Source organism: Allobosea sp. GW822-FHT05A11 (assembly GCF_058800455.1).
Genome location: NZ_JBXAMI010000002.1, coordinates 752,043 through 766,483 on the forward strand (window position 1 = coordinate 752,043; position 14,441 = coordinate 766,483).

General features: G+C 66.7%; 12 protein-coding genes. 5 read left to right on the forward strand and 7 right to left on the reverse strand.

The annotated features are described in order from the left end of the window. Positions 1 to 146 precede the first annotated feature (146 nt). The gene (gene ccrA, locus AC1RLU_RS08820) at positions 147 to 1,418 is read right to left on the reverse strand and encodes a crotonyl-CoA carboxylase/reductase (RefSeq protein WP_492795037.1); all 1,272 of its coding nucleotides are present in this window, start codon (positions 1,416 to 1,418) and stop codon (positions 147 to 149) included. A gap of 200 nt (positions 1,419 to 1,618) precedes the next feature. On the opposite strand from ccrA, the gene AC1RLU_RS08825 reads away from it, so the two are divergent. Continuing rightward, positions 1,619 to 1,921: a hypothetical protein gene (locus AC1RLU_RS08825; RefSeq protein WP_492795038.1), complete on the forward strand. Its 303-nt coding sequence runs from the start codon at positions 1,619 to 1,621 to the stop codon at positions 1,919 to 1,921. 3 nt (positions 1,922 to 1,924) lie between these two features. On the opposite strand, the gene AC1RLU_RS08830 is transcribed toward AC1RLU_RS08825, so the two are convergent. Then, positions 1,925 to 2,857 (reverse strand): PLP-dependent cysteine synthase family protein, encoded by a 933-nt coding sequence (locus tag AC1RLU_RS08830; protein WP_492795040.1) that lies wholly within the window; start codon positions 2,855 to 2,857, stop codon positions 1,925 to 1,927. 67 nt (positions 2,858 to 2,924) lie between these two features. On the opposite strand from AC1RLU_RS08830, the gene AC1RLU_RS08835 reads away from it, so the two are divergent. Beyond that, positions 2,925 to 3,380, forward strand: a complete 456-nt coding sequence (locus AC1RLU_RS08835) for a MarR family winged helix-turn-helix transcriptional regulator (RefSeq protein ID WP_492795042.1) — start codon at positions 2,925 to 2,927, stop codon at positions 3,378 to 3,380. Positions 3,381 to 3,383: 3 nt separating this feature from the next. Here AC1RLU_RS08835 and ubiG read toward each other — a convergent pair whose 3' ends face one another. Beyond that, on the reverse strand, positions 3,384 to 4,145 hold the full coding sequence (gene ubiG / locus AC1RLU_RS08840; RefSeq protein WP_492795043.1) for a bifunctional 2-polyprenyl-6-hydroxyphenol methylase/3-demethylubiquinol 3-O-methyltransferase UbiG: 762 nt from the start codon (positions 4,143 to 4,145) through the stop codon (positions 3,384 to 3,386). 132 nt (positions 4,146 to 4,277) lie between these two features. On the opposite strand from ubiG, the gene AC1RLU_RS08845 reads away from it, so the two are divergent. Continuing rightward, positions 4,278 to 5,516 (forward strand): aspartate kinase, encoded by a 1,239-nt coding sequence (locus tag AC1RLU_RS08845; protein WP_113587951.1) that lies wholly within the window; start codon positions 4,278 to 4,280, stop codon positions 5,514 to 5,516. Positions 5,517 to 5,756: 240 nt separating this feature from the next. Here the strand turns inward: AC1RLU_RS08845 and AC1RLU_RS08850 are convergent, their stop codons facing one another. From AC1RLU_RS08850 to AC1RLU_RS08865, 4 genes are all read right to left on the reverse strand, one after another. Then, positions 5,757 to 8,888, reverse strand: a complete 3,132-nt coding sequence (locus AC1RLU_RS08850; RefSeq protein WP_492795045.1) for an efflux RND transporter permease subunit — start codon at positions 8,886 to 8,888, stop codon at positions 5,757 to 5,759. Continuing rightward, a complete protein-coding gene (locus AC1RLU_RS08855; protein ID WP_492795047.1) occupies positions 8,885 to 10,078 on the reverse strand; it encodes an efflux RND transporter periplasmic adaptor subunit in 1,194 nt (397 codons plus the stop codon). Before AC1RLU_RS08855 ends, AC1RLU_RS08850 begins: the two co-directional genes overlap by 4 nt. A gap of 15 nt (positions 10,079 to 10,093) precedes the next feature. Further along, positions 10,094 to 10,564 (reverse strand): MarR family winged helix-turn-helix transcriptional regulator, encoded by a 471-nt coding sequence (locus AC1RLU_RS08860; RefSeq protein WP_091855599.1) that lies wholly within the window; start codon positions 10,562 to 10,564, stop codon positions 10,094 to 10,096. A 109-nt stretch (positions 10,565 to 10,673) separates the two neighbouring features. Further along, on the reverse strand, positions 10,674 to 11,465 hold the full coding sequence (locus tag AC1RLU_RS08865; protein ID WP_492795049.1) for an enoyl-CoA hydratase/isomerase family protein: 792 nt from the start codon (positions 11,463 to 11,465) through the stop codon (positions 10,674 to 10,676). Positions 11,466 to 11,636: 171 nt separating this feature from the next. Here AC1RLU_RS08865 and AC1RLU_RS08870 point away from each other — a divergent pair, with 171 nt between their 5' ends. Together AC1RLU_RS08870 and AC1RLU_RS08875 are read left to right on the forward strand one after the other, a co-directional pair. After that, positions 11,637 to 12,728: an NADH:flavin oxidoreductase/NADH oxidase gene (locus tag AC1RLU_RS08870; RefSeq protein ID WP_492795051.1), complete on the forward strand. Its 1,092-nt coding sequence runs from the start codon at positions 11,637 to 11,639 to the stop codon at positions 12,726 to 12,728. Between the two features lie 103 nt (positions 12,729 to 12,831). Next, positions 12,832 to 14,325, forward strand: a complete 1,494-nt coding sequence (locus AC1RLU_RS08875) for a carboxypeptidase M32 (RefSeq protein ID WP_492795053.1) — start codon at positions 12,832 to 12,834, stop codon at positions 14,323 to 14,325. Positions 14,326 to 14,441 lie beyond the last annotated feature (116 nt).

Genomic DNA, 14,441 nt, shown 5'->3' on the forward strand with positions numbered 1-14,441 from the left:
GCAAGCGCCCCCACCCCATGCTTCCATCGTCGATGGGCTCAATCGCGATCCGGCGCGCCTCCGGACCGACGACAATTCGCAATCTCGGAACAGACAATCCGGTTGCGTATTACAAGCAGTTTACGCCCACCACCCTTCCGCGACGCTCAGCCAGCCAGCGCCTCGGCAACATCCTCATAGGTCCGCAGGCCCGTGCGCGGCGCATAGACCAGCACGGACATGTTGCCCGGCGCATGCTCGTTCTTCCACATCTTGTGATGGGCGAGCGGGATCTTGTCCCAGGGGAAGACCTCGGACATGCAGGGGTCGATGCGCCTGTCGATGACGAACTGGTTCGCCGCGCTCGCCTGCTTGAGATGGGCGAAATGCGAGCCTTGCACGCGCTTCTGCCGCATCCAGACATAGCGGGCGTCGAAGGTGATGTTGAAGCCCGAGGTGCCCGCGCAGAACACCACCATGCCGCCGCGCTTGGCGACGAGGCAGGAGACGGGAAAGGTCGCCTCGCCCGGATGCTCGAAGACGATGTCGACATCCTTCTTGCCGGTGATGTCCCAGATCGCCTTGCCGAACTTGCGGGCCTCCTTGGTCCACTCGTTGTACTCGGGCGAATTGACCTTGGGCATCTGGCCCCAGCAGTTGAAGTCCTTGCGGTTGATCACGCCCTTGGCCCCGAGGCCGAGCACGTAGTCGCGCTTGGTCTCGTCCGAGATCACGCCGATGGCGTTGGCGCCGGAGGCCGCGCAGAGCTGGACGCCGAAGACGCCGAGGCCGCCCGAAGCGCCCCAGACGAGAACGTTGTCGCCCGGCTTGATCGTGTGCGGGGCATGGCCGAACAGCATGCGATAGGCGGTGGCCAGCGTCAGCGTGTAGCAGGCGGCCTCCTCCCAGGCGAGGTGCCTGGGCTTGAGCATGAGCTGGCGCGACTGCACGCGGCAGAATTGCGCGAAGGAGCCGTCCGGTGTCTCGTAGCCCCAGATGCGCTGGGTCGACGAGAACATCGGGTCGCCGCCATTGCACTCCTCGTCATCGCCGTCGTCCTGGTTGCAGTGGACGATGACCTCGTCGCCGACCTTCCAGCGCTTCACCTTGGAGCCGACGGCCCAGACGATGCCGGCGCAATCGGAACCGGCGACATGGAACGGCGCCTTGTGCACGTCGAAGGGCGAAATCGGCTGGCCCAAGCCCGCCCAGATGCCGTTGTAGTTGACACCGCCGGCCATCACGAGGAGCAGGACCTCCTCCTCGCCGATCGACCATGTCGGCACGACCTCGACCTGGAACGAGTCCTGCGGCGGGCCGTGGCGCTCGCGCCGGATCGCCCAAGCATACATCTTCTCCGGGACATGGCCGAGCGGCGGCAATTCGTCGAGCTCGTAGAGATCCTTGAGCGGCTTCACGGCGGCCTGCGACTTCGACATGGTCGTCTCCCTGCTCTGTTCCGTCGTTGCCCAGCCCGGAGCGTGTCGGCGGTATGGGATGCCGATCATGCATCTTATGCTGCGCTGCGCCATTACTCTAAGGAATCACATTGCAGCGCAAAACCCTTTCTTTCCGGCGCTTGCGCTTTCTTCATCGTTTGCTGAGATGCTGACGTCCTGCGCGGCGCCAAGGAGAAACGATGCGCGGCTTGTTCCTGATGGTCGGCCTGCCCGATATGCCCCTGATGTCCGTGGTCATCGTCCTCGCGATGATCGTGCTCGGCGCGATGCTGTTCGGCTGGCTCGCCGACCTGCTGCTCGGCGACGGCGGGTTCGGCGTGATGCTGAACACCGGCATCCTGTTGGTAGGCGCTTTCGCCGGCGCCTGGCTCTGGCACCGCTACGGCATTCCGACGCGTTTTCCGGCCGACGCCCTGCGGGTCGTGATCGCGACAGGATCGGGCCTGCTGCTGCTGATCGGGATGGCCGTCATCCGGCCGTGAGCATCAGCTCGCGAGCTGCGCGCCGAAGCTGTTCAGGTATTTCATCCCGGTATCGCACATCACCGTAACGACAATCGCGTCGGGGCCGAGGCGTTCGGCCAGGCGCAAGGCGGCTGTGACATTGGCGCCGGTCGAGGTCCCCGCGAACAGCCCCTCCTCCCGTGCCAGGCGCAGCGCCATCGCGGTCGCCTCGGCCGTCGAAACCGGCTCGATGGCATCGACGAGATCGGCCCGCCAGAGCGGCACGACGTAGCCGGCACCGATGCCGTCGATCTTGTGTGCGCCGGTCGGGCCGCCCGACAGCACGGCGGATTCGGCCGGCTCCACCGCTATCAGGACGATCTTTGGGTCGCGCCGGAGCAGCGCCTCGCCGGTTCCCCGCAGGGACGCCGCCGTACCGACGCTCTGGACGAAGCCGTCGATGCGGCCTTCCGTCTGCTCCCAGATCTCGTCGGCCAGCTTGTCATAGGCCGCGAGCTGGTCGGTATTGCGCATCTGATCGGTCCAGAAGGCGCCGGTCTCGGCCGCAATGACGCGAGCGGCCTCGATCATGTCCTTCGTCAGCTTCTCGGTCATGCGGCCGGACTCGCTCGGGACGACCGTCAACTCGGCGCCAAGCAGGCGCATATGGGTCAGTTTCTCGCGAGCGAAGGCATCCGAGGTGACGATATGCAGGCGATAGCCCTTCACCGCGCAGACCTGCGCGAGCGAAACGCCGGTGCTGCCACCCGTGTATTCGACGACGCTGCCCCCCAGCTGCAAACGGCCGTCGCGCTCGGCCGCCTCGATCATCGCGAGTGCCATCCTGTCCTTCATGCTGCCGGTCGGGTTCTCGCTCTCCAGCTTCAGCAGGACGCGCGCGCCCTTCGCCGGCACGATCCGGCGGAGCGGCAGAAGCGTGGTACCGCCGATGCGGCTCAGGATGTCGATGGGCATGGCGATCCCCGGAAGGCAATTAGATGTATATGCAATTATTGTATCTACATGTAAATTCTGATTCGTCATGAAGGACGCAAGCGGATTTCGCGAGGAGTTACGGGCGCTGGCCACCGGCTGCGTGGGCTTGAACCTGCGCCAGGCTGCGCGCCGCGCGACGCTGCTTTATGACGAGGCGCTGAGGGAGAGCGGGCTCAGCCTCGCCCAGATCGGGCTGATGGCGCTGGTCGCGACAAGCACGGACGATCGCATGGCAGCCCTCGCGGCACGCGCCGGGCTCGATCCCTCGACCCTGTCCCGCAATCTGAGGGCGCTGGAGCGCGACGGGCTGATCGAGATCGCCTCGGTGGAGAAGGATCTGCGGCGTCGCGCCGTCTGGCTGACGGAGGAAGGGCTCAGGCGCCTTCAGAGCGCGCTGCCGGCCTGGCGAGATGCTCAGGCGCGGGCCGCGGAGCTCTTCTCGCCGGATCTGTTGCAACAGATCGCCAGGGCGAGCGAAAGGCTCGCCGGGCAAGAGGGTTGAACGTCAGGCTCCGCCACCCCGGCTGGCGGCGAGCATGTAGTTCACGTCCATGTCGCGCGCGGCGCTCCAGCGGCCGGTCAGCGGATTGAAGACCACCCCGGTCTGCGTTCCCAGCGCGAAGCCATTGCCCTCAATCGCGCCGCTGAGCTCGGCCGGCGTCACGAACTTTTCCCAGTCATGCGTGCCCTTCGGCAGCCAGCGCAGGACATATTCGGCGCCGACGATCGCCAGTGCATAGGATTTCAGCGTGCGGTTGAGCGTCGCCATGATGAGCAGGCCATCCGGTTTCACCGCGGCGCAGCAGGCCGCGACGAAGGCCTCGACATCGGCGACATGCTCGACGACCTCCATCGCCAGCACGATGTCGAAGCGCTTGCCGGATTCCACGACCGCCTCGATCGTCTCCTCGCGATAGTCGATCGAAAGCCCGCCCTTCTCGGCATGGGCACGGGCGACGGCGATGTTGGTCGGCGCCGGATCGAGGCCGGTGACCTCGGCGCCCAGTCTTGCGAGCGGCTCCGAGAGCACGCCGCCGCCGCAGCCGATATCGACGAGGCTCAGGCCGTCCAGCGCCCGCATCCGCCTGGGATCGCGGCCGAAATGCGCGCAGGCCTCATCGCGGACGAAGGCGAGCCGGACCGGGTTGAACTTGTGCAGGACGGCCATCGGGCCCTTCGGGTCCCACCAGTCGCGGGCGATCGCATCGAAGCGGGCGACCTCGGCCGGGTCGATCGTCGAGCTTGTGCGCTGGGTCTCAGCCGCCATGAACCGGTCCTTCGCTGATGCGATGCCGCATTGACACCGCGCCTGACGCCCGTCATCTACACCCGCCCCGCTGCAAGTGCGAGGGCGACCTTTCGACCCGGCTTGCCGGGGACAGCTATCGAAAAGACCGTCATGGCCCGTCTGGTGATGAAATTCGGCGGCACCTCAGTCGCCAACGTCGAGCGCATCAAGAACGCGGCGCGCCACGTCAAACGCGAGTTCGACGCCGGCAACGAGGTCGCGATCGTGGTCTCCGCCATGTCCGGCAAGACCAACGAGCTGGTCGGCTGGTGCAAGGAAGCGGCCCCGGCCTTCGACCAGGCCGAGTACGACACCGTCGTCGCCTCGGGCGAGCAGGTCACCTCCGGGCTGATGGCGATCGTGCTGCAGGAGATGGGCCTGCCGGCGCGCTCCTGGCAGGGCTGGCAGATTCCGCTCTACGGCTCCGACGCGCATGGCTCGGCCCGGATCGAGAGCGTCGACGGCGCCGGCATTCTTGCGGGCTTCGACCGCAACCGCGAGATCGCGGTCTGCTCCGGCTTCCAAGGCGTCAATCCGCGCACGCACCGCATCGTCACGCTCGGCCGCGGCGGTTCCGATACCAGCGCGGTCGCGCTCGCCGCCGGCCTCAAGGCCGATCGCTGCGACATCTACACCGATGTCGACGGCGTCTACACCACCGACCCGCGCGTGGTGCCGAAGGCCAAACGCATGGACAAGGTCTCCTTCGAGGAAATGCTCGAAATGGCCTCGCTCGGCTCCAAGGTGCTGCAGGTGCGCTCGGTCGAGATCGCCATGACGCAGCGCGTGCCGACCTATGTGCGCTCTTCCTTCGACGACCCCGAAAACCCCAATCCTGGCACCCTCATCTGCGACGAGGACGACATCGTGGAACAGCCCATCGTCACCGGCATCGCCTTCTCCCGGGACGAAGCCCAGATCACCCTCCGCCGCGTGGCTGACCAGCCCGGCGTCGCCGCGGCGATCTTCGGCCCGCTCGCCGATGCCAACATCAATGTCGACATGATCATCCAGGTCGTCTCGGACGACCAGGCGACGACCGACATCACCTTCACCGTGCCGACGGCCGATTACGAGCGCGCCAAGGCGCTGCTCGAAAGCAAGCACGACACGATCTCCTACCAGGAGATCCAGGGCGCGACCGATGTGGTGAAGATTTCGGCGATCGGTGTCGGCATGCGCTCGCATGCGGGCGTCGCCGCCCGCGCTTTCCGCGCGCTGGCCGAGAAGGGCATCAACATCCGGGCGATCACGACCTCCGAGATCAAGTTCTCGGTGCTGATCGACGCCGCCTATACCGAGCTCGCGGTGCGCACGCTGCACTCGCTGTACGGTCTCGACGCGGCCTGAGGCCGCGATCGGACTCATACCTCTCCCACGAGACCGGCTCGACACAGGCCGCGCGGGCCTTTCTCCGGCAAGAGGGAGAGAGGCGGGCGGCGAAATTTGGGCCGTTGGACTGGTAGAGCGTTCCCTCCTCGGTTGAGCGGGTGGGTTCCGGCCAAACTGTCCAACGGCCCCTCCCCCTATCCTGCCCTCTTTCTGCCGGAAGAGGTTTTCAACGCAGTCCCTTCTTGGCTGGACAACGGCTCACTCCGCCGGATGCGTGACGGGCGGAGCGTGCTTCGTGCCGCGGAAGAAGCCGCCGAGCTTCACCAGCCCTTCCGACAGCCTGTCCATGTAGAGGAACAGGACGGGCGTGATGAACAGCGTCAGCACCTGCGAGATCATCAGGCCGCCGACGACGGCGATGCCGAGCGGCTGACGCAGTTCGGCGCTCGCGCCGGCGCCGAGCGCGATCGGCAAGGTGCCCATCAGGGCAGCGAGCGTCGTCATCAGGATCGGCCGGAAGCGCATCACGCAGGCCTGATGGATCGCCTCCTGTGCCGATTTCCCCTCCCGCCTGAGCACCAGCGCCACGTCGATCATCATGATCGCGTTCTTCTTGACGATGCCGATCAGCATCAGAAGGCCGATGATCGCGATGACCGAGAGCTCGAGGTCGAAGAGCCGGAGCGCGCCGAGCGCACCGACCGCCGCCGATGGCAGGCCGGTCAGGATCGTCAGCGGGTGGATGAAGCTCTCGTAGAGGATGCCGAGCACAATGTAGATCGTCAGGATCGCGCCGGCGATCAGCAGGCCCTGATTGGCGAGCGAGTCCTGGAAGGTCTTGGCGGTGCCGGCGAGCGTGGTCGAGATCGATTTGGGCAGGCCGAGCTCGTCCTTGATCGCCTCGATGCGGTTGACGCTGTCGCCGAGCGCGACGCCGGCCGGCAGGTTGTAGGAGATCGTCACCGCCGGAAGCTGGCCGAGCTGGTTCACCGTGAGCTGGCCGGCCGTCCGCTCGATCCGGGCGATGGCGCCCAGCGGCACCAGCGTTCCAGTCTTGGTGCGGATGCGGATGGCGTTCAGCCGCTCGGGCGTCCAATGCTCGTTCGGGTTGAACTCGACGACCACATCGTAGCTGTCGCCGGCGGTGTAGATCGTCGAGACCTGACGGACGCCGAAGCCGGAATAGAGCGTCGAGCGCAGGATGTCGGAGCCGATGCCGAGCGCATTGGCCTTGTCGCGGTCGACGATGACGGTCGCCTGCAAGGCATTGTCCTGCAGATCCGTGGTGACATCGACGAAGGTTGAGCGGTCGCGGCTCATCGCGTCGGCGAGGCGCACGGCCCAGCCGTTCATCTGCTGCTGGTCGAGCCCCTGCACGACGAGCTGGTACTGGCTCTTCGAGGAGCGCGCGCCGATGCGCAGATTCTGCACGGGGGTCATATAGGTGTTGATGCCCGCCACCTGGGCGAGATCGCGCCTGAGCGAGGCCAACACCGCCTGGATATGAGGCCGCTCGTCGAGCGGCTTCAGTTCGACGAAGAGGCGGCCGGCATTCAGCGCGCTGCCGCCGCCGCCATTGCCGCCGACGGTCGAGGCGACATGGGCCACATAAGGCGACTTGCGGAAGATATCGGCGACCTCGGCCTGCAGCTTCTGCATCGCCTCGAAGGAGATGTCCTGCCGCGCCTCGGTCGAGACCTGGAGCTGGCCGATATCCTCCTGCGGGAAGAAGCCTTTCGGCGCGCTCTGGAGCAGCCAGACGCTGCCCGCCATGGTCAGGAAGAAGGCGAGCAGCATCACCGGCTGGACGCGCAGGCAGAATTTCAAGCCGGCATCGTAGCCGGCGAGCAGCTTGTCGAAGCCCTTCTCCAGCCAGCGGCCGAGCGCGTTCTCCTGGTGGTGCTCGGAATAGCCCGAGAGCAGGCGCGAGCAGAGCATCGGCGTCAGCGTCAGCGAGACGAAGGCGGAAGCGAGGATCGAGACCGTCACCACCACCGCGAACTCATTGAAGATGCGACCGATGACGCCGCCCATCAGCAGGACGGGGATGAAGACCGCGACCAGCGAAAGCGAGATCGAAATGATGGTGAAGCCGATCTCGCCGGCGCCCTTCAGCGAGGCTTCGAAGGCGGAAAGCCCGTCCTCCTCCATGTGCCGGACGATGTTCTCGAGCATGACGATAGCGTCGTCGACGACGAGGCCGACCGAGAGCGTCAGGCCCAGCAGCGAGATGTTGTCGATCGAGAAACCGAGCAGGTACATCGCGGCAAGCGTGGCGATGATCGAGATCGGCACCGCAACGGCCGGGATGAAGGTCGCGGCTACCCGGCGCAGGAAGACGAAGATCACCATGACCACCAGCGCGATGGTCAGCAGCAGCGTGAACTGCACGTCGTCCACGGCCTGGCGGATCGAGGTCGAGCGATCGTTGAGCAGCGAGAGCGAGGCCGCTGCCGGCAACTGGCCCTCGAAGGCGGGGATCATCGCCTTGACGCGGTCGACCACCTCGACGGTATTGGCGTCGGGCTGGCGCTGCACGGCGAGCACGATCGCCGGCGTGCCGTCATAGGTGCTGCGGGTCTGGGTGTTCTCGACGGAGTCGATGACCTTGGCGACGTCGCCGAGCCGCACCGGCTTGCCCGAGCGCGTGGTGATGATGACGTTGGCGAACTGCGCGGCATTGGCGAGCTGTGTTTTCGCTTGAATCGTCAGCTGCTGGGCCGTGTTCTGGATCGTGCCGACCGGCGTATTGGCGTTGGTCGCGGTGATCGCGGCTTGCAACTCGTCGAGGCCGATGCCGCGCGCGGCGAGTGCGGTCGGGTCGATCTGGATACGCACCGCATATTTCTGGCTGCCCCAGATCAGCACCTGCGCGACGCCGTCCACGGTGGAGAGCGCTGGCGAGATGACCTGCTGGGCGAAGGCGTCGAGCTGCGACAACGGCACCACATCGCTCTTCAGCGCCAGCAGGATGATCGGCGCATCGGCCGGGTTCACCTTGCGGTAGCTCGGCTGGGTCGTCATCTCGGCCGGCAATTGCCGCTGGGTGCGGGCGATCGCGGCCTGCACGTCGGCGGCGGCAGCGTCGATATCGCGATTCAGCACGAACTGGATGGCGATCGAGGTGGAGCCCTGCGAATTCGTGGTCGAGATCGAGTCGATGCCGGCGATGGTGCCGAACTGCTTGATCAGCGGCGTCGCGACCGAGGTCGCCATCGTATCCGGCGAGGCGCCCGGCAATTGCGCGGAGACGTTGACGACCGGGAACTCGGCGCGTGGCAGCGCCGCGACCGGGAGGAAGCGGTAGGCGAAGAGCCCCGCCAGCACTAGCGAGACCGACATCAGGATGGTCGCAACCGGGTGGCGGATGCAGAAACCGGAGACGTTCATGAGCGTGCGCCCTCAGCAACCGGCGTGGCCTGCGCCGGCTTCTCGCCCGCAGCCGCCCGCTCGCGCACCCGCGTGCCCTGCTTCAGGCGCATCTGGCCGTCGGTGACGACGCGCTCGCCCGGCGCGATGCCCTCAGTGACCGCAGTGCGCTCGCCATCGCTGAGCGCGACCTTGATCTGGCGCAGATCGACCGTGGAATCCGGCTTGATGACGAAGGCGTAGGGCCCCTTCTGGCCGGTCTGCACGGCGACGGTCGGGATCACCGTGACGCCGGTCAGCGTCTCCGGGATGATCTCGACATCGACATATTGCCCCGGCCAGAGGCTCAGGTCGTCATTGGCGAAGGCAGCCTTGGCAGTGATCGTGCCGGAGGTGACGTCGACGGTCGAATCGACGAAATTGAGCTTGCCCTCGGCCGCCGTTCGGGCGGCATTCGGCACGCGCGCGGTGACCGGCACGGGCTTCGCGGCGGCGAGCGCCCCCTGCAGGGTCGGCAATTCGCTCTCCGGCAGGGCGAAGGAGACGCGCAGCGGCTTCATCTGGGTGATGGTCAGGAGGCCGGTGCCGTTGCTGTTGGCGCTGGCATTGACGAGATTGCCCGGCGTGACCTGGACCGCACCGATGCGTCCGTCGATCGGAGCGGTGATGCGGGTGTAGCCCAGCTTGAGGCGGTCGGCATCGAGCGTCGCATGGTCGCCCTGGATGGTGGCGGCCGAGATTTTCTCGTCGGCCGTCGCCTGGTCGACCTGTTGCTGGGTGCCGGCATTGCGGGCGAAGAGCTGCCTGTAGCGGTCGAGATCGGCGAGATTGCGGGTATGGGTCGCCTCGTCGCGGGCCAGCATCGCCTCGTCCTTGGCGATCTGGGCCTTGAGGTCGCGATCATCGAGGGTGAAGAGCAGGTCGCCGGCCTTGACGAACTGTCCGTCCGTGACGTGCTGGGCCATGATCTGGCTGTCTATGCGCGAGCGCACGAGCACGCTCGCCGGGGTCTCGACGAAGCCGATGGCGTGCTTGCGCACCGGGAAATCGGCCTGGATCGCGGCGGCGGACACCACCGCCACGGCGGCCCCCTCGCCTCTCCCGCCACGCGCGCTGCGAGCGGCCTCAGGGGTGCGCGAATGCAAATACCAGGCGCCGCCGGCAGCGAGGCCGAGGACGATGACGCCGATGATCAATCCTGAACGCTTCATTGTCTGTCCACTCGCTCAGGCTGCGTTGCCGGCAGAGGCCGGCGCCTTGTCTTCGGATCGGGTACGGGTCTGTTCGCGGATCGCGGACAAGGTTTCGAGCGCCGACAGGATCGCCGCCTCTTCGACGCCGCCGAGCACCTCCTGAGCGATCTCGGTGCGCACCGAATCGAGATCGTCGACCAGCGCCCGGCCTTCCGGGGTGAGAAAGAGGCGGTAGGCGCGGCGGTCGGCAGGGTCTTCGCGGCGCTCGATCAGGTTTTGGCTCTGCAAGCGGTCGAGCAGGCGGGCGAGCGAGATCGGCTGAAGGTCCATCTGCTCGGCAAGGGCGGCCTGGTTCAGCCCTTCCTGCCGCCTGAGCCGGGACATCACGCCCCATTGCGCCCGCGTCGTGCCGTGCTGGCGGGCGCGCTGCTCAACATAGGTCCTGAGCAGACGCGAGGTTTCGACGAGCTGGAACATCAGTTCCCGCCGCAGGGGTCGTTTCATTCACAGGCCTCCCAACCGTAAGCCTGCTTATCATATGTGCGATTACGGCATTTTCAGGAGCAGATTGTGCAACGCACGCAAAGGTGAACAGGCGCTGCAGCTATGCCCATCACCGGCCGGCGAACGCGGCTGACCGCTTTTCCAGAAAGGCCGTCACACCCTCGCGGAAATCGGCAGTCGCCGTCGTCTCGCGGAAGGCGTCGCGTTCCGCGTCGAGATGCGTTGCCAGATCGGCATCCGGGGCTTCCGTCAGGAGGGTGCGGATGCGGCCATACGCGCCGGTCGGCCCCGCCGCGAGCTTGCGGGCCAGCACCAGAGCCTCGTCGCGCGCCTGAGCAGCCGGCACGACGCGGTTGACGAGGCCGATCTTCAGCGCGTCCTCCGCTCCGAAGGTCTCCGCCAGAAGCGCGATCTCGCGCGCCTTGCGCTGGCCGACGAGGCGGGCGAGCCGGTAGGTACCGCCGAGATCGGGCGTCGCGCCGATCCGGGCGTAGGCCATGGTGAAGCGGGCATCATCGGCCGCGACGGCGAGATCGCAGGCGAGCGCGAGGCTGAAGCCGCCTCCGGCGATGACCCCGTGCAGGCATGCAACCGAAGGCTGCGGCAGGGAATCGAGCAGACGCAGCGCCTCGTGCAGCGGCGCCATGATCGCCTCGATGCCGGCCGCGATGTCGCTGCCCGCGAGGAACTGCGAGACGTCGCCGCCGGCGCAGAACGCCCGGCCATTGCCTTGCAGCAGGATAGCACGCACGTCGCCGCTGGCCGCGATCGCTTTCACCTGCGTGAGGAAGCGTTCGGCCATCGGCGCGTCGATGGCGTTCAGCACGGCCGGCCGGTTGAGCGTCAGGATGGCGACGCCGCCGTCACGAGTGAGCTCAACGGAATCGGAAGCGTCGGACATGGCGGTCTCCAAGCGCGAAGGGTCGCGTCGAGGCTAGCATCGAGAGCGCCGGCGCCGCGAGGTGCATCTGCACGCATCGGGCATCGCGTTTGCGCGAGGGCCACTGGCCTTGCCGGCGCGAAGGCTTCTAGACTGTGCCGGAAACCTGCCCCTTCGAGACCCATTCCCGACATGAGCCAGCTCTTCAGCCCCTATCAGCTCGGCAGCCTTACGCTTGCCAACCGCATCGTCATCGCCCCGATGTGCCAGTATTCGGCACAGGATGGCTGCGCCAGCGACTGGCACACCATCCATCTCGGCCATCTCGCGCTGTCCGGCGCCGGCCTCCTGATCATCGAGGCGACAGCCGTCGAGCCGGACGGGCGCATCAGCCCGTTCGATCTCGGCCTCTGGTCCGACGAGACCGAAGCCGCGCTCGGCAAGGCGCTGGATTCCGCCCGCCGCTGGTCGGACATGCCGATCGCGATCCAGCTCGCCCATGCCGGGCGCAAGGCCTCTCTCGCCCAGCCCTGGAAGGGCGGCGGCCAGCTCGGCCTCGACCAGGGCGGCTGGACGGTCGAAGCCCCCTCGGAAATCGGCTTCGAGACCTACCCGCGGCCGCCCCGTGCCCTCACAAGCGACGATATCGGCCGGCTGATCGAGGCCTTCGCGGATTCGGCCCGCCGGGCCGTCCGGCTCGGCTTCGCCGCGATCGAACTGCATGGCGCCCATGGCTATCTGATGCACCAGTTCCTCTCGCCGTTCTCGAACAAGCGCGAGGATGAGTATGGCGGCTCGCTGGAGAACCGGATGCGCTTCCCGCTCGCGGTGCTCGATGCGGTGCGAGCCGTGGTGCCGGCAGGCTATCCGGTCGGCTTCCGCGTTTCGGGCACGGATTGGGTCGAGGGCGGCTGGGACATCGAGCAGAGCATCGCCTTCGCCCAAGCCGCCAAGGCGCGCGGCGCCGATTTCATCGACATGTCCGGCGGTGGGCTCTCGGCCACGCAAAAGGTTCCGCTCGGCCCCAACTATCAGGTGCCGCTGGCGCGCGCCGTGAAGCAGGCGACCGGCGTCGCCACCATGGCGGTCGGCCTGATCACCGAGGCCGAGCAGGCCGAGGCGATCATCGGCACCGGCGAGGCCGATTTCGTCGCATTGGCGCGCGGCATCCTCTACAACCCGCGCTGGCCCTGGCATGCGGCGGCACAGCTCGGCGCCACCGTCAAGGCGCCGAACCAGTATCTGCGTTCGCAGCCGCGCCAATATTCCAAGCTGTTCGCCTGAACCGGACCACCACCGTCATTCCGGCCCGGCGCTGCTGACGCAGCTTGTCCGGGCCGGGAAAAGCGCTTCAATTGCGCTGCCCCTTCCCACATCAGAGAGCCGCATGACCGCCTATTCCGACCTCTCCGCCCATTTCGGCCGCATCGCTGCCCTGTCGAATGCCATCGGCATCCTGCAGTGGGACAACGACGTGATGATGCCGAAGGGCGCGGCCGAGACGCGGGCCGAAAGCATGGCCCTGCTCCAGGTCATGCGCCACGGTCTCTCGACCGATAGCCGCATCGGCGATTGGCTCGGCGAGGCCGAGAGCGACGGCAGCCTCGGCGCCTGGGAGAAGGCCAACCTGCGCGAGATCCGACGCGTCTGGACGGTCGACACCGCCCTGCCCTCCGAACTGGTGGAAGCGTCGAGCAAGGCGATCTCCGCTTGCGAGATGCGCTGGCGCCAAGCGCGGGCCGATGCCGATTTCGCCGGTCTCCTGCCCTATCTCGCCGAAGTGCTAAATCTCCAGCGTCAGATCGGCCGAGCCAAGGGCGAGAAGCTCGGGCTCTCCGCCTATGATGCCCTGCTCAACGATTACGAGCCGGGCGGCCGTTCCGCCAAGATCGACGGGCTGTTCGACGATCTTGCCGCCTTCCTGCCGGGCTTCACGCAGGAAGCGATGGCGGTGCAGGCGCGCCGGCCTGCGTTGCCTGCGCTGGAAGGCCCCTTCGCGACCGAGACGCAGCGGGCGCTGGGGCTCAAGTTCATGGCGGCGCTCGGCTATGATTTCGAGCGCGGCCGGCTCGACATCTCGACCCATCCGTTCTGCGGCGGCGCCGACAACGATGTCCGCATCACCACGCGCTATGACGAGACCGATTTCACCAAGGCGCTGATGGGCGTGCTGCACGAGACCGGCCACGCGCTCTACGAGCAGGGCCGGCCTCAAGCGCATCTCAACCAGCCGGTCGGCGCGGCGCGCGGCATGAGCCTGCATGAGAGCCAGTCGCTGCTGATGGAGATGCAGGCCTGCCGCTCGCGCCAGTTCCTGGCTTACGCCGCGCCGCTGATGCGCGAGAGTTTTGGAGGTGCGGGGCCGGCGTGGGAAAGCACGGCGATGTGGCATCGCTATACCCGCGTCGAGCCCGGCTTCATCCGCGTCGATGCCGACGAGGTGACCTACCCGGCCCATGTCATCCTGCGCTACCGGCTGGAAAAGGCGCTGATTGCCGACGAGATGCCGCTCGCCGAATTGCCTTCCGCCTGGAATGCCGGGATGAAGTCCCTGCTCGGCGTGACCGTGCCCAACGACCGGCTCGGTTGCCTGCAGGACATCCACTGGCCGTCGGGCGGCTGGGGCTATTTCCCGACCTATACGCTGGGTGCGATGACCGCGGCCCAGATCTTCGACGCCGCCTGCAAGGCAGAAGCCTCGATCCTGCCCGGCATCGGCAAGGGCGATTTCAGCCCGCTGGTCGGCTGGCTCCGCACCAATATCCACGGCAAGGGCTCGCTGCTCCAGACCGACGACCTGCTGACTGAAGCCACCGGCCGGCCGCTCGATGCTTCGGTGTTCAAGGCGCATCTGCGCCGACGCTATATCGACGAGGTCTAAGCGCATTCATTTTATTTATTCAAAACAAAGACTTAGAAAAAGCGCCTCATGCCGATCGGCCATGCAGCTTTCGGACTTGCATCGGGGCTTCCGAAGCGGGATGTCGGAGACGACCT